The organism is Heyndrickxia acidiproducens DSM 23148, assembly GCF_000374345.1.
Lineage (GTDB): Bacteria > Bacillota > Bacilli > Bacillales > Bacillaceae_C > Weizmannia > Weizmannia acidiproducens.
Genome location: NZ_KB894017.1, coordinates 16,170 through 32,305, shown reverse-complemented (window position 1 = coordinate 32,305; position 16,136 = coordinate 16,170). Strand labels below are relative to the sequence as shown.

The following is a 16,136-nucleotide window of genomic DNA, read 5'->3' as shown; positions in this document are numbered from 1 at the left end:
GGAGCCGCCTCCGCCCATGTTGGCATTAGCCATTGATTTTTGCCTCCTTATACGGGAATTCCAACTCGTCAAAGAGCAATTTTAAAAACCAGTACTGGCTTGCGCGGTAATATTTTTTCCGGGGAACATCCACTATCATCAGTTTTTCACCTTTTAAAAATATCAGCCATTGCCCGTAAAATTTTGGGTTGCCGGCTTCCATCGGTTTCTCATTCAAGTGAAAGATTTCAAGGTTCATAAACGATTGGTCAGGCTCAAAATTTTCAACTTCCCGTCTTTCTTCATTGGTCAGTTCCCGCCGCAAAAAGTTCTGTTCCCCTGCACCAGGCTCTCTTTGGATAATCGGGAACTGGTCCCCTAATAACTTCAGCACAAAAGCTTTTGAGATCAGGCGCAGTTGATAATTGTCTTGCTCCAGCTCCACTAAGACAACCAGCTTATCATGGTTCTTCTCCACAAAAGCAAACATTAAGTTGTTAATCCGGACATACTTTTCACTTTTGTAATAATGTTCCACCGCCTGAATGACCATCGCACCGATTTTGGTAAGCCTGCCTCCTGTTGTGAGAATATCCTTTTCAATCAATCGTTCCCGTGCTTCTTTGAACACTTCATCTCCCTGCAATTCATAAATTTGTTTATCCGGAAGGCCAAAGAGAACGTTCCCCCCGAAAGCTGCAGCTAATAAATACAATTCCGGCACATTAAACGCATCTGTTGACGCAGTCATAAATTCCTCACCTCTTTCACAGACGGGTCACTCTGGAAATCACCCATATAAGATTCCAAATGATTTAAGGCTTTTGTTTGTTTCGCGACAGCCTTTGCCATCTCAGAATGGTACTTATGGATGATTTCTATATAGGTAAGGAAAGCATCCCTTGATTTTCCGCTCCACTCCGCTGAATGGAGAAAGGAAATTAACTCACTGCATGTTTCTTTTGAACTTTTAATGGATTCCTCCAAAGCCTTTGCCGCAGATCGGGCTTCATTCAGCTTCGCGCCATCAATCTTAACGCTTCCCATACAGTCGTTCCATCCTTTCTTCAAATGCTTTTAGCTCTTTTTTGGCTTTTTCCGCCCGCTCCTCCGCTTCTTTGACAGCGAGTCTTTTATAGTGGTTATATTTTTCATATGCTTTATTTTTTGCTGAAACCAATCCACTTCTTTTTTGCTTTTCCTGATCAAAATATTTTTTTAGTTTTTGATTCAACTTTTCCCGTGCCGGGTCAAAATCCTTAGAAGGAATATCTTTGTTGGACAAATTCGGTACACTGCCCGTATAGCTTGCATAAGCCGTGTGCGCTTCTTCAACATTTTTGTCAAAATCATTGAGGGTATGTTTTAGATGCTCGTATAACTGTTTGTAATGATCCCTTTTGATTTCCGTGTCGGTTTTAAAAAAATCAAACATGTTCGCCCACTTCCTCTCTTGAACGGTATGGCGCAGCAATTTTAATTTTTTCGGCTTTCCCGTTGCGGATATAATACGCTTCATAAGGTGCAAGGGCCTTTTCCTTGTATGGACGGTTCAGCACTTCAAGCATATTTTGGTCCGTAATTCGTCCAATCAAGACCCCGGATTTTTGTTTTTTCACAGCTGTCGCGATATCGTCATACTGCCTTTCAATTCTGCCCGGTATACCACCGATGACGAAATGGATGCCAAGCCTCGGGCCCGTTTCGATCAGGCCGGCAACTATTGTCTGTGACGCAAGCGGCATCGTTTCACTGACAAATGAAACATCTGTTACAAATACGATGAGCGGCCGTGTTTCTTTTACAAATTCCCTAATGGTTGCACGCCCGTTTGTTTCTGTCTGAAGCCGCCTGAATGCATCTTCCCTCGTCTCATAAAGTTCCTGAAGACGAGCGGCCAATACTTCCAATGAGTCCATACTGTCTGCGTACAGATTGGCATGATCACGGTAAGGAAGGAACGCCGAAGCATCATTGTCAATCAATGCCACATCAATTTTTTCATTTAATGAAATGCTGGAGATGAATGTTAAAAATGTTTGCTCCAATGCATCGACCGAATCAGTTAAAATTAATGTATTCTGTTCATCGACAACATTCAGCGCTACCGGCTCCACTTCCTCAAAATCTACCGCAAACGGAATGCCACCTTGGGAAAGGATTTCCTTTGATTTCGGTCTGGAGATGAAATTCATAAACTTGACAGTCTCAGGCACCATTGGAATCGGTATAGGTGTTTCACCTTTCCAAGCTTCCCGCATTTCTCTTGATTCTCTTTGAATATTTTCAATGATTTCCAATGTATCACCTCCCTTTACTGGCAATGCCGTTTGGAATGCAGCCGGCTGATCCAATTTGATTAAACCGCGGCCCGGAATTTCTTCAATCATCAAGTCTGTTTTTCCAACAACGTTGCGGACTTCCATAGCATCAATCATATACAGGGAAATTTGATGTTTCATATTTGCAATGACCGGCGTCCTTAATGCGCTTTGCCGCCCTGCACTGATTGCGAGGTGAATCCCTGTGCCTGCGCCTTCCCTTGCGATTTGCGCCAACACGTTTTCAAATTCGTTTTTATAAGGAGCATCGAGTACAGATTCATACGTATCCATAATCAGCAGAATTGCAGGAACTTTTTCCCCGCTTGCCTTTTCATACATACGTATATTGGCAACACCGTATTTGCTTAATTTTTGTTTGCGAAGTTTGATTTCATTTTTCAATCTCCGCAAAAGTTTTCCAATCTTTACTTCTTCATCTGCCATCATCGTATCGGCGACATGCGGAAGATTTTTCAGCGGCAGCAGCCCGTTTGTTCCTAAATCAATGAGATACATATGCACATTTTCCGGACTGTGCTGTCTTGCAATATCCATCGCCAATGTTTGCAGAAATACGGACTTCCCGTAACCTGGGCTGGCGTACACAGCCAGATGCCCATCTTTTGTCAAGTCAATCTTAAGCGGCTTCTGTGCCTGCTTTTCCGGAAGATCCAAAAATCCAATTGTTGCTGTGATTTCCTGTTTTTCCTGCTGCCAGGCATTTCTAAAATCAACCGGATGCAGTTCCGGCAAATAAATCCTTTCTGCCAGCGGCGGCAGCCATGGCCTTGACAGTTCTTCAATTCCAATTTTTTCCGCGTACGCATCAATCCAGTCAATGACAGCTTCGAGTTCTGTCGGGACTTTGGTGATCTCTTTCTTGTGGCCGAGGCCGCTTAAATCTTCGGAAATTGGCTCATACTGGCCGAGGTCGTTAATTGCGTAAATTGTCGTGTCCATCATGTCCTGGTCATCCTGGTCGGGGACGTAATTGGCCCCGCTCCAGGCGCTTTGGAACAATTCATAAATTTCATTGTTGCCGACTTGCAGGTAAGCACGGCCCGGCAGTGTGATTTCGGCCGCGTCCGGTGTTTTTAAAATCTCCATTGAGTCGCTTGTGTTCTGGACTTTCAGCGCCAGTTTGAATTTTGAGTTCGACCAGATTTGGTCATCGACAACTCCGCTCGGCTTCTGTGTCGCCAGAATCAAATGGATGCCAAGCGAACGCCCGATGCGTGCGGTGGAGACGAGTTCTTTCATAAAGTCCGGCTGTTCCGATTTCAGTTCGGCAAATTCGTCCGAGATTAGAAACAAATGCGGCATTGGTTCCTTTGCTTCCCCCGACTTAAACAGTTTTTGATATTGATTGATATGGTTGACATTATATTCGCCGAATAAGCGCTGGCGTTTTTGCAGTTCCGCTTTAATCGAGGCCAGTGCGCGCATCGACTGGGCGCCATCGAGGTTCGTGATTGTGCCAAGCAGATGCGGCAGCTTCCGAAACAGGTTTGCCATCCCGCCGCCTTTATAGTCAATTAACAAAAAAGCAACTTCGTACGGGTGAAAATTCACTGCAAGCGATAGAATATAAGATTGAATGATTTCTGATTTCCCTGAACCGGTAGTACCTGCAATCAAGCCATGCGGGCCGTGTGCTTTTTCATGAAGATTCAACTGGACAATATCTTCTTTTCCGCGCAACCCGAGCGGGACTGCAAGGCTTTTATACGTTTCATTCCGGGTCCAGCGCTGCTCAAGGCCGAGCTCTTCCACCCTTTCCACACCGTACATTTCAAGGAATGTCACACTTTCCGGAATTGAATTTTTTAAGTTTTGCAGATGATTTAATGGCGCCAGTGCCCGGGAAATATCTTCCTTATTGAATCCATCCGGGAAATGATCGGGCACAAAATGTTGATTAACCAGTTCGCCATTTTCAAGGATAATGTTGCCATGCTGGGCATCACGGATATCAATGACTGTTTTGGCATGTTCCGGCAAAGACTGCATGACATCTTCCACAAAGACGAGCGAAACACCAATGTCGGATGGATCTTCATTGAAGTATTCCATAATGGTATGATCCAAAATGATTTTTTCATCGGTAATCAAAATAACAAAGTGCGGTGAAAAATAGATTTTTTCGCTTTTATTGCCTTTTTCCGCAACCGTTAGTTTCCGTTCTTTTAAAATTTGGTACAGTGAATTCAGAACCTGGTCGCGGGACCGTTCATGGCAGACAAAACCGCGGACATTTATATCGCCGAGTTTCGCATGCGGCAGCCAGCGCATCCAATTCCATTTTTCCTTTTCTTCTTCCGGAAAAATTGTGACGAATTGGACTTCATGATAGCTGTGGAACAAAGCGATTTGCGCGGCCATCAGCTGCAGCTGTTCAAGGACCAGATGGCGCTGGCCGATGTAGCCGACAGGGCCGTTTGCCAGCGATACGGCAAGCGGCACGTTTTCAAGCGTCAGGTACTGTAACCAGAGCTTGCGGGCTTCATCAATGAGCTCGTCTTTGTCCTGCGTGAATTCTTCAAGATTAAATTCGATTGGGAAGCTGGAATCCACATTTCCTATGCCTGCCCGGTACATCAGAAAATCATGGTGGAACATCGTTTTTTCATAAATGCGCGGGTCTGTGCGAATGGCCATTTCCCTGATTTGTTCAATGTCCGGATAATGGTAATACAGCGCGTGCCGTTGTTCTTCACTCGCTTGATATAATTCATGCGTTTTGTTTTTTAAATAATCCCGGTAGCTTTTATCCCGTTCTTTCAGGTCCTGCCGGTATTTCTTCAAATCTTTCACATAAGACGTGATCGCAAAAATGACAGTTACGATTGTCATGGAAAGCATGATAATCAAATAAATACCATTGCGCTGGAAGATTGAGACAACCACAAATGCAGCCACCATGACTAGCGGCGGGACAATCACACGGGCAAGCTGTTCGCTCGGTTTGCTTGGTTTCGCCGATGGTTTGGCAATTTTCCGTTTATCGGCCGGTTCGCGGTAGATGATCCGCGGTGAACGGTGGTAATCCGGATATTCAGCCGGGAAGCGGTCTTCAGCGCCGAACAGCGGCGTCAGTTTGGTTTGCAGCCTGCCGGGTGAGGCAAGTATTTCAAGTTCCTCCGTGCCGATTTTGATTGTGGCGCCTTCGACATAAAGCTCATCACCCGCTTCCAGCATGACTTCTCCTTCTGCCAGTAAGTAATTGTGAAAAATGCAGCCTTCGTAAACATGCAGGATAAAAGCATCCCCAACCTTTTTGCGCATCAGCACAAAATCTGCTTTTGTCCCCGCAAGCTGGACATCATCAACCTCCCTTTTGCCAAACGTAAGCGCTGTTTGGTCCGAAATATCATACCGCTGCCGGGATTGCTCACCGATAAAATAAACACCGGCTGGTCCGTGTTTGGCGTTCAGTGTAACAAGCGTCTCTTCCGGCAAAACTTGTTCCCCGGCTTTGCATTTTTTTCCGTCCCATTTGATCTCAAGCGGTTCTTCCCATCCAGGAAATTGGAACTGTGCTGACGGACCGCTTCCGATTTCAACGGTTTTTGCCTCATCTGTTTGGAAATGGCATTTATGCAGCTGATCGCCGTAACTAACGAGTAATAATTTCTGCGCCATTGATCTCTTCCTTTCCTCCTGCAATAAAGCCTTAAGGCCTGCCGCTATTTATTTTGCTTTTCGTCTTTTTGCTGGCCGGCATTGGTTTTATCTGCTTTTTCATCCGCAGCTTTCTGATCGGACGTAGTGTTTTTCGAATTTTGCCCGCTTGTATTTTGGGACGGTGCTGTGCTATCGGTACTGTCGTCTGTATCAGAATCTGAACGGATCAAGGACTCCAGGCCGTATTTTTCGCCGTACGATTTTAACTTGGCTTCATACTGTGCCACTTTGTTTTCTCTTTCCGTCCCACTTAAATCCGGGTCATTTTTTGCTTTTTCCATTTTTTTGATATACGCATATATAATCAGGACCGGATCGTCAATATACATGGCGAGATCGAGTGAACGATTCAAATCGCCGCGCCCGTTATAGATCCAGTACAGCAAGTAATTGGTGTCGCTTTTTAAACTGATATTGTTCATAACCGCCGTCTTCTCGTCGTCATTTAGATTTTCGGACTTCACATAAGAATAGGCTAAAATATATTTCCCCGCTGCCGGCAGTTTTTCGGGGTTTACGCTGTTTAAATCATTGATCACACCCGCGTAATCTTCAGAAAGGAAATCGCGGTGCGCACTTAAAAGATGCTGCTGGTAGGGCTCTCTGGCAAATGCATAGTAGGCAAGCGGTACTGCCAGCAGAATACTTACGGCGATCATGATATATGAAAGCCGTTTAAAGAGCCGGAATCTTTTTTTCGGGACGGTTTGCATCGTTCTCTCCGCTGTTTTTTTCTCATGGAGGTATTGCGCATGAAGAAAGCGAAACAGCGCATCAAAATCCTCCGTTTCAATGACTTGGCGTTCAAACTCCGTTTCCTTTGCGTGGTTTAAAGAACCGGCAAAAAGCTCATCAAATTGGTATTTTTTCGAAAAAAGCGCAACAGTCAGGCATTTATATTGGAGAAGCAGGGTTGTTTCATCGTATGTAAATGGCGGCAAGAGCCCGCGTATCCCCCTGTATATCCCATAAGGAATGAGGTTATCATCAAAGACGAGATTATTCGGATGGAAAAAACACGTCATTCTTGTGCCAAAACTTTTCCGGAACCGTGCCAGATTACACAATAAGCGGAGTTTTTCGCTGCGGCTGAGGCGCCGGGCTGTTTCCCACGGATGCAGGTCCTCTCCCACCTTGAATAAAAAAGAAAACGTATCTTCGCTTTCCGCTGTTTCCACCGGGACAAATAAGTCGGAATTTTCTTTAAGCAGCGCCAATTGCCGGATATCTTTCACCCGTGTTTGCGATTTCGCCAATTCCAACTGCCAAAGCCCCGCTTCGATCAGGAACTTCATTTCAACTGAATTAATAGTCAGTCTCTTTTCACTCAATTTCATGGCCCCCCCTTTTAAAAACTACAATAAGACGATGTAAAAATTTACAGGATGACCAAAATGTCGCCGTTTGTGACGGGATAATCTGTGAGCCGGTCATCGTCTGCCAGCAATAACTGCTTTGCAGGGATTTTAATGGCAAAAGGAGGCACTTGCCCGATCTCCAAGCGCAAGGCCTCGATTAAATTGGGAAGCAGGAGGCGGACCGGCTGGTGAACCGGAATCCGCACATCAAACTTTCCTTTTTGCCATTTTTCAAAATCAACCGTTACATTGATATGCGTTTCAACAGGCATTGGCTTTTCTCCCCTTTATGTCGTCCTGCGCATAGCTGCATAAATGCCCCCGCCCAAAATACAGGCGATGCCGACAATGGAGCCGGCCAAAAGATGATCGCCGCCATTTTCCTGCTGTTTTTCCTGGCGGGATGGAGCATTTGCAACCGCTGGATTGGAACTGTAACTTTCAGAGAATAACGATTCCTTGATTTTTGCCATGCTGGTTTGTTCAGCATCCGGCAGCGAACCGCCTGAGAAAATTTCTTTTTGCAAGTTTTTCCGGGCCGCCTGACTTTCCTGCTGCTTTTCCCGAATGGCTGACCGTGTCTGATTTTTAAACAAATCAGGTGCAATTCTTTCCTGTTCGGTCTCAGACTGCCCTGCGTCTGATTCAGAATTGTCTTCTCCAATCCGGTCTGCTTCAATCTTTAATTTCCCGCTGTTATCCAAGCTGCCGGCTGCAAAAGATGGAACGGCATAGAGAAAAAGTGCGGCCAGCAAAGCCGCAATTGCTGTGCTACAGCACTTCATGAACATCTTCCTCATCAACCTTTCCTGCTTTTGTAAAGCGGTTCAGCACAAACAGGTGGCCGATGACCGCCAATATGCTGATGGCAAGCAACACAACCAGGTATTGGGCCGTATTCACCGTGTTGCTGTCAAATCCCGAGAGCAAATTCTGGATATACTGCAAAGGAGAAAGCTTCTGCAATGTCCCTGCTGCAGAATCCGGATCAAAATGGTTGCCGAGCGCATCGGTTAAAAACAGGTACATACTGAACACCATCAATAGCAGAAACATGCCCGCCATTCTGAGCTGCCTAAGCAGGTAAGTTGCCGAAGAAAGCAGCGTAAAGGTAATCAAGGTGATCCATCCTACCCATGACAGTGCCTGATCACGTGCGATATGCAGATACGAATCCGAAATCAAGCCGATCAGGATGCCTTCTGCAAGACCCACTCCCGCAATAACCAAGGTAATCGGCATATTGGCAAAAGGAAGCGCCCTTTCTTCTTCAAACGTGTCGTCCGCCTTTCGTTTTCTTTCATAGCTTGAAATCACATAGGCCGTAAACAGGGCGGCAATAAAACAAATTAAAACCAGGTAATAAGGGACAAAACTGTTTTTAGCGGTGATCAGCCCGCTGTTTTTCGTTTGCACCGGATTGGATAAAAAGTTTAATAGATCTTCATTTGGCCGGTTTCCAACCCGGCTGTTTGCCAGCACACCGGCAAAGTTCTTCGCAAATTTTTGGTCATTTGCTAACTTATTGGCCAGGTTGCCGGAAAGCGTATTGGCATGTTTCACCAAGGTTTGGCCGCTCGCCTTGATTTCATTTGCCTGTTTGTCAATTTCGTCGAAGGTTGTATACACCGTATCTGCTGAGTGCAGATTGCTGGCTGATTCTTCTTTTAAAGCCTGGCTCGTTGCCAGTAAAGATTTGAACTGGTCTCCCAATGCCATTACTTTACTGCCTTCTTCACTTTGGCTTGCCGCAATTTTCCCATTTCCATCCTGTAATTCGAGGCTCGCTTTCCGCCAGGCATCCAGGTTTTTCAGTGTTTCGGCAACGCCTGCATTCAGCGTATCCGCCTGTGCAATTGTGTTTTGAATTTGTGCAGCCATCCCGTCCGCATGGGTTTGTGTTTCCTGGACAAGCTGGAGGTAAGAATCGATCTTATTTTTCAGATTTTCTGTCTGCCCGCGGACATCGTTTGTAATATAGCCTGCAATATACCCGGCCAGTACATCGGCAATATTTTGCTGATTGAACAAGTAATACAGGGAATCTTTGCTTGCAGCATCCTTTAAACTTCCAGTGCTGTCGTCTGCGAGCACGGAAACATCTTTTCCAAAATACAGTTCATACAGCATTGCAGTTTTTTGGTAGTCTTTGATGGTGTCATTCAGAGCCTGCATCAGTTTCCCGCTTGGGTCATCCGTAAGTTTGGTCATCACTTGATGCGAGATCGTGTTGTTGACGACTTTCACCGGTTCCGGTGTTTGCGTGCCGGTATTGCTGCCACCGGTATGGTCCGTGTTTCCGTTATCATCGCTTGTGCCGGCGTTTCCATCGTTATCTGCATTCCCATCGCCGTTAGTACCGGCGTTTCCGTTATTATCCGTTTTCCCATCATTGCCATTTGTATCGGTGTTTCCGCTGTTATCTGCGTTCCCGTTACCGTCGTTTGTACCGGTGTTTCCGCTGTTATCTGCGTTCCCGTCGGCGTTTGTGCCGGTGCTTCCGCTGTTATCTGTATTCGCGTCGCCGTTTATGCCGGCGTTTCCGCTGTTATCTGTATTCCCGTTATCATCGCTTATGCCGGCGTTTCCGTTATCGGCATTCCCGCTATTACCGCTTGTGCCTGCGTTTCTGCTTTGTGCATCCGGGTCCCCATTTGGTACCGCGGCTGTTGAATTTTCCTCAGCAGCTGCCTTAATGGAACGCTGTCCGGCTGAAACTTTAGAAGCCGTGCGGGTTACTTCCAAATTGGAGGCGTTGTCAGGATCAGCTTTTGTCCCGGTCCCGCGATCAGCCGCAGTTTCTGAGCTGTCCGGCTTGCCGGAATTGGCAGTCTGTCCCCCTGCATTTTTGGCCTTTCCATCATTTTCAGCATCTTTTTGTTCAATTTGCCACGACCATTTCACCGGCTCGAACAGCTTCACCTCGTCTAGTGCATCGTCCTTCAATTTAACATCTGCCTTTACGGTGAAAGCACCTTTTTCGGTTGCCGGAAGAACAATTTGGTTGTCCTCTAATTTTTTTTCCTCTCCATCCGGTAAAATGAGTGTTAGTTTTTCCAGAGAAAATGCTTTCGGAATGCTTAATGTAAAAATCTGCCCCGGTTTTTTGCTTCTTGGGAGTTCTTCCACCTTATCTGTTAAAGTCAAACCTGAATCTGTCAAGTCTTGCTTAATCTGATTGACCTGTTCGACAATAGGCAGTTGATCATCTTTTGGTTCAGGATCGTAGCCGAATTCATTGCCATATTGTTTGCTGACGGCAATGACATTTTTCATTTGTGCTGAAACCGAATCATCCAAATCCGCGTTTTCAATTTCCCTCAGTTCTAACGAAGGCAGCCGGCTGATTTGTTTTTGGATGCGCTGCCGAATGGCTTCATCCGGGTTTTTGAAAAACTGGTCCAAGGCAACTTTTTGATCTGCCCCGCTCATCTCTTTTTGCAGTTGTGCGGCAATGGATTGTTCGAGATCCGTATTTAATTTTGCTGTTAAATCCGTTTGCAATTCCTGAATGGCGCCCTTTGTGGATGCCAGATACGTTTGTATCGAGCCGGACTGTGCGAGGATATTTCCATCCTGATCCGCCCGGGCTTGAAATTGCGCGTTAACGGCCTGGTTGGCGAGCAGCAGAGTGTCAAGCTGCTGCTGGATGGCTTCATTGTTTAGATTGTCATGAAAAGCCTGGAGCTGGTCTGCAAAGCTGCTTGAGAGCATCTCATTGGCATTTTTCATTTTTACATAATCGAGCAACCCGGTTTGGTAGGCGTCCCCTTCCTTTTCGCTCTCTGCAAGCAGGCTGCCGTTCCCTTTGATCAGATCCTGGAATCCTTTAAACGCATTTTTTGAAAGCTTGGATTCTTCCTGTACTGAACTGAACTGGTTTGTATACCCCGATAACGGCGCATGTACCCGGTTTATGTAGTAATTGGTGTGGTCTTGTTCCTTTTTGATCAGTGTCGTGACATTATCCTGGGCATCATGCAGATTTCCTAAGATGCTGGCAAAGTAAACATCAATAATCCGGCGGTTAAAGTTTTCCAGAATCGAGTTTGCGGTTTTTTCAGCTTTCGTTTTTAAACCCGTACTTCCGGATGCATTAACTTTATAATCCAGCACCACATTTTCAGGCGTTGAAGAAGTAATCGATAAAGCCTTTTCTGTAAAATCATTCGGGATCACGATCATCATATTATACGTGTTTGTATTCAGGCCGCTTTCGGCAACCCCGCGGCTGACGACATACCAATCTTGGCTGTTATCTTTTTCGATATTTTTAACAAATTCGTTGCCGAAAGCATATTTTTTTCCGTTAAAGCTCCCGCCTTCATCCTCGTTCACAAGGGCAACCGCCATTTTCTGATCATCGTTGCGGATGACTCCTTTTGAGGCAGCATTAAAAGCCATATAGGCACTGCCGGAAGAAAGCCCAAGCATTAAGAGCAGAAAAACGGCAAACACCAAGAACCACCTTTTCAATCTTTTCCACTCCTTTTTTCGTATGTAATAGACAGAAGGAGCCACACAACAGTTGTCGCGTGGCTCCTTCGGCAAAGATTCTTAATGAACGGAATCATGCATACGTATTTAACAAGAAAAACAGTTATTGAAGCCCAAAATTCCGTGAAAGTTCTTCGTCGTGTTGAGCAACCGCATCCGCTGTCTTGTTCAACTGTGTATGAATGTCATGCATTAATTGCGCAAAATTTTGGACTTTAGGTTTTAATTGATTGAATTGATCATCGAATCCCTGGAAAGCACGGCCTTCCCATTCTCCGCGCAACTCATTCTGCAAATTTGTTAACTCTCTTAAAATTTGTTCGATTTGCTGCCCGCTTTGCCCGTAGCGTTGCGCTTTTGCTTTCAATTCCTCCGGCGTCATCCGAATTGTTCCTGCCAATTTCTTTTCCTCCTTTTAATCATTTAAAAAACATGGAAACAAAAAAATACCTATATATTAATTAACTCATAATCAGCAAGTTCGTCAAGTAAACGCCAGTTTTTTCAAAAGATTCTGCAGGACTATTTTCTTAGTTCATTTCCGGTGTTTATTGCTTTTTTAGGCCTATCAAACTAAACAAGTCGTAAAAGCATAGTCCAATTGGTTCATTCGGTTAGAAATAAATGGGTTTAATATGTCAAATATTACATTTAGCAGTTCCTTTTTCCTGTTTTTTCAAATCGTATAGGCTGCCGGATTTGCAAAAAACGGTACATAATCACTGCCAACCATACACACCATATTAGCGGAGGTTTTCATGATGATCAGAAAAGCAAGTACCAATTCCGTCCTTTTAACGTTATTGACTGCCGTCCCGTTGCTGCTATTGCCATTTGCCATCTTCAAACGCCCGCTCAAAGACTGGGTGATCATATACCTGGTAAGCATCATTGGTAATTCGTTTTTAGACAAGTACCTGGTTTCAAAAAGATATTTAAAATACCCTGTCAGGCCGCTTGCGAAAATATTTAAGATTCATCTCCCGTTTGATTTTATCCATTATCCACTTATGCTGCTTTACTATAATCAGTGGACTTTGAACAGCAAACCAGCCGGATTCATTTTAAAACTGCTCTCCTTAGTCATTCCGCAAGTCATCTTTGAAATGATTGCAGCCAAAAAGACACGGCTGATTGTGTGGAATAAAGGTTGGTCATGGCAGCATTCACTGCTTAGTTTAATCAGCAAACTGCTATTATGCAGAGGGATCATTGCCATCATCCGGTTTTTCAACAATAAGATTTCCAAACGGCCAAAATTACTTTGAAATACCGGTGTGGCATGCTGATTTTTTATACAGGCAAAACTGAAACACACTGTGGCATTGCTTATATGGCTGGAATATACATGATGAAAGCAAAATTGTCATCCTATTAAAAAAGCGAAGAATGCTTTTGAAAGCATTCTTCGCTTTTTTTAATGGCCGTTTGCCTGCCCGCGGATCAGCTCCATTTTCTTTTTTTCTTTTTCCAGCAATTGAATGATTATCGGGCTTAAAAGCAGGTAAAAGAAAAAGTTCCCGGCGGCATGGTACGTATCGAAAGGGAGACCGGCGATATAGTAAGCCCAGAATGAAATCGGGCCGCCGATAAAGAGGACATTCAACGATACCAGGAAACCGTAGAGATAGCCTGAAAAAGAAGCGTAAATCGACATCCCGACATGGGGGATTTTTTTATACAGTGCTTTTTTTCCGAGCAGGCCCGACAGAATGGCAACCGTCCCCCAGCCAAGCAACTGCATGAACACAAAAGGCCCCATGCCGAGCATCATGTTGGAACCGAAGACAGTCAGCACCGCCAGTCCGAGCCCGAATTGGATACCGAATACCAGTGATCCGCAAATAATGATCATCGTCGAGGGCTGTACATTTGGAATGGCAGCCATTGACACGCGCCCGACGATACTTAATGCCGATAAGCAGGCAAGCAATGTAATCTTTCTCGTCAGAACCGAGGCCGTTTTATATGACTTCGGTTTTACAGCGGGTTGTTTCATCACGGAAACCCCCTTTTATTCTGATTTTGCATAATACCAGACCAGTTTGTCTCCGGCCTTTAGTTTGTACGCACCGGCAGATACGCTCGGCGTTTTGCCGTTTACTGTGTACTTCCAGCCGCTTGTTGAACTCTTGTCCCCTTCATTTTGGCCATTGATCCCTTTCACATATGCGGTCGCCCCGGAACCGGTTGAATTGACACTGAACCCGCTCTTGTCTGCTGCCGTCTCCAACATGGTAAATGCTGTATCGCCATCATTGTATGCATACGTCCCGCTCGCAATCGTGCCTTTATACCCTCTGACTGTTACCGACACGGTTTCCTGTTTAGCCGGAGTACTCGCCGCCGTGCTTGTCCCTCCGGAAGAAGAAGCGCTGCTGCCTGAGCCGGATGAAGAAGCATCGGAAGAAGTATTCCCGCTTATTACAGCGGTCTTCGTACTGGTTGTACCATCATGGCTTGTTGAAGTATTGGCGCTGTTTGATTTGTCACCGCTGTCTGCGTTGTCTTTAGCGTTTGTGCTGCCGGTATTTGAAGTGCTGCTGCTGTTTGCCTCGTTTTTGCTGTTTTTCGGTTCGGTAAGCACAACTTGATTTGCCGATTTTGTTGCGTCTTTGCCGTTTGTATCAACAGTGGAAGCTTTTGTGTTTCCATCAGCCTGATATAAGACTTTTTCAATTTTCGGGCTGCCGGCTGCTGTTTTTTCTGTTGTCGTATGGGTTGAGATGCCGTCAACGGTGAACCAGACGCCAAAGACAATCAAGGCAAGCGCCGCTAAATCGTAAAGGGTATGTTTAAAATTTGGCATGTTCATCCCCACCTTCCTAAAATGGTTTTCCGGAGCGCAATTAGAATTCCGCCGGCAAGGACGCTTGAAAATCCTACCCAGCCATGGAGCGGATTTATGTCAGTCGTTTTTGTAATCACCACTTTGGCTGGTTGTGTATTGTCTTGAACAACCGTAATGGCAGGCACGGGTGCTGTGTTCTTTCCGTCCTTTGCTGTTGTTGTTTTTGCATGGGCTGTAGCCGGCTGTTCCGGCTGTTTTTCCGTAATCGTACGGTTATTCGTGGTCGTATCATTGTTCGTGACCGTGTGATCATTTGTCACAGTATGATTGTTTGAGATGATTTCCTTTGTTGCAGTTGAACGCTCTATCACTTTTGTAACCGGATCACTTGCTGTACCGGATGTTGTTGTGCCGGCCCCGGATTTGCCGCCAGACCCGGTTGTGCTTTTGGTGCTGCCAGAATCAGAAGATGTGCTTGTACCGCTTCCGGAATCAGAGGATATATCAGAAACTGTGCTGCCGGAATTGTTGTCTGACGTATCCGTGCTGCCTGCGGAATTGGAACTGCTAACCGTGCTGAAATCATAAAGGGAACTGCCCTTTACAAATTGATTATAGGCCACCAATGCTTGAAAAACCTGCGCGGTTGAGAACGAGTCGGAAGCCTCACTCGTTGTCTGCCATTTATAGCCGCCGTTTTTTTTATCCTTAAAGGTGCTGAGCAAGGATACCGGGTTCGTTCCTTTTTTCACAAAATCTCCTGCGGTTGGATCAACGCCGGCTGATGTTAAGCCGATAATGGCCTGGGCGGTGCTGTTGGAATTTATGCCATAGTTATCAAAACCGGCATTGTCTTTTTCTGCGGCTTTCAAATAACGGATGCCGTACCTGATCGCCGCTTTTACATCGCCGTCATGCTGGTCCTGGTATGTTGCAAGTGCAGTCAGCACCATTCCCGTTGAATCAACATCTGAAGAAGTTGCCCCTGTACCCCAGCTCCAGCCGCCGTCATGGTACTCCAGGCTGGTCAACTTATCCACGATCGCTTTCGGAGAATTAACAGCGTCATCCGGAATCGTATAATCCCCCGTATTTAATGCGATTAAATCATACGCATAGCCCGTTGTAGTCTTACTTTCACTGGAACGATAGACCATTTCAACAAGGTTTTTACCGGCAAAATTTTCCGGGTCTTCCCCTATTGCTTTTAAGGCGATAATGGCCTTGTCCAAATCTGCTGCGCCTAATGTCGTGGTTTTTATTTGATTGGATAAATAATTGCGATAGGTTTTCTTCTCGTTTGCCGTCAGCTTGTTTTCTTTTGCGAGCGCGGCAACCACCAATCCGTCCGTTAACTCACCAGCTTTATAGTAATCGGCAGTCGTATTGATGTCTGATTGTACAGATACAGCCGCAAAGGATTGCATTGGCATGAATGCCATGAAGCTTGCGATAAACACCGCAATTGCAATCAGCCATTTTTTGTGTGCCATTTTTCTTCCC

The 16,136-nt window shown here is 45.5% G+C and carries 13 protein-coding genes; 1 reads left to right on the top strand and 12 read right to left on the bottom strand.

Features of this window, described 5'->3' with window-relative positions; genetic code table 11:
• Positions 1-25: 25 nt before the first annotated feature.
• The 9 genes from C232_RS0114350 to C232_RS0114310 all read right to left on the bottom strand — a co-directional run bounded on the left by C232_RS0114350 (position 26) and on the right by C232_RS0114310 (position 12,242).
• Positions 26-730 carry a DUF5081 family protein gene (locus C232_RS0114350; protein ID WP_018664845.1) on the bottom strand — a complete coding sequence of 235 codons (705 nt, stop codon included), beginning with the start codon at positions 728-730 and terminating at the stop codon, positions 26-28.
• Complete coding sequence (locus tag C232_RS0114345; RefSeq protein ID WP_018664844.1) at positions 727-1,026, bottom strand: WXG100 family type VII secretion target; 300 nt, start codon at positions 1,024-1,026, stop codon at positions 727-729. Before C232_RS0114345 ends, C232_RS0114350 begins: the two co-directional genes overlap by 4 nt.
• Positions 1,013-1,414: a hypothetical protein gene (locus tag C232_RS0114340; RefSeq protein WP_018664843.1), complete on the bottom strand. Its 402-nt coding sequence runs from the start codon at positions 1,412-1,414 to the stop codon at positions 1,013-1,015. Before C232_RS0114340 ends, C232_RS0114345 begins: the two co-directional genes overlap by 14 nt.
• Positions 1,407-5,945, bottom strand: coding sequence for a type VII secretion protein EssC (essC, locus tag C232_RS0114335; RefSeq protein ID WP_018664842.1), 4,539 nt, complete (start codon positions 5,943-5,945; stop codon positions 1,407-1,409). The genes C232_RS0114340 and essC overlap by 8 nt, the downstream gene beginning before the upstream one ends.
• A 44-nt stretch (positions 5,946-5,989) precedes the next feature.
• Entirely contained in the window at positions 5,990-7,324 is a 1,335-nt protein-coding gene (gene essB, locus C232_RS18770; protein WP_018664841.1) for a type VII secretion protein EssB, read from the bottom strand.
• A 41-nt stretch (positions 7,325-7,365) separates the two neighbouring features.
• A complete protein-coding gene (locus C232_RS0114325) occupies positions 7,366-7,617 on the bottom strand; it encodes an EsaB/YukD family protein (protein WP_018664840.1) in 252 nt (83 codons plus the stop codon).
• 15 nt (positions 7,618-7,632) lie between these two features.
• Positions 7,633-8,130 (bottom strand): type VII secretion protein EssA, encoded by a 498-nt coding sequence (gene essA, locus C232_RS0114320; RefSeq protein ID WP_018664839.1) that lies wholly within the window; start codon positions 8,128-8,130, stop codon positions 7,633-7,635.
• Positions 8,117-11,821: a type VII secretion protein EsaA gene (gene esaA, locus C232_RS0114315; RefSeq protein WP_235801547.1), complete on the bottom strand. Its 3,705-nt coding sequence runs from the start codon at positions 11,819-11,821 to the stop codon at positions 8,117-8,119. The genes essA and esaA overlap by 14 nt, the downstream gene beginning before the upstream one ends.
• 124 nt (positions 11,822-11,945) lie before the next feature.
• Complete coding sequence (locus C232_RS0114310) at positions 11,946-12,242, bottom strand: WXG100 family type VII secretion target (RefSeq protein ID WP_018664837.1); 297 nt, start codon at positions 12,240-12,242, stop codon at positions 11,946-11,948.
• Between the two features lie 361 nt (positions 12,243-12,603).
• On the opposite strand from C232_RS0114310, the gene C232_RS0114305 reads away from it, so the two are divergent.
• Positions 12,604-13,110 carry a CBO0543 family protein gene (locus C232_RS0114305; protein ID WP_018664836.1) on the top strand — a complete coding sequence of 169 codons (507 nt, stop codon included), beginning with the start codon at positions 12,604-12,606 and terminating at the stop codon, positions 13,108-13,110.
• 149 nt (positions 13,111-13,259) lie between these two features.
• Here the strand turns inward: C232_RS0114305 and C232_RS0114300 are convergent, their stop codons facing one another.
• Genes C232_RS0114300 through C232_RS0114290 form a run of 3 tightly spaced genes read right to left on the bottom strand, consistent with a single transcriptional unit; the run spans position 13,260 to position 16,126 of the window.
• Positions 13,260-13,841 (bottom strand): ECF transporter S component, encoded by a 582-nt coding sequence (locus tag C232_RS0114300; protein ID WP_018664835.1) that lies wholly within the window; start codon positions 13,839-13,841, stop codon positions 13,260-13,262.
• A gap of 15 nt (positions 13,842-13,856) precedes the next feature.
• Positions 13,857-14,651 (bottom strand): DUF4430 domain-containing protein, encoded by a 795-nt coding sequence (locus C232_RS0114295; RefSeq protein ID WP_040400168.1) that lies wholly within the window; start codon positions 14,649-14,651, stop codon positions 13,857-13,859.
• Between the two features lie 2 nt (positions 14,652-14,653).
• Complete coding sequence (locus C232_RS0114290) at positions 14,654-16,126, bottom strand: prenyltransferase/squalene oxidase repeat-containing protein (protein ID WP_018664833.1); 1,473 nt, start codon at positions 16,124-16,126, stop codon at positions 14,654-14,656.
• Positions 16,127-16,136: the final 10 nt, after the last annotated feature.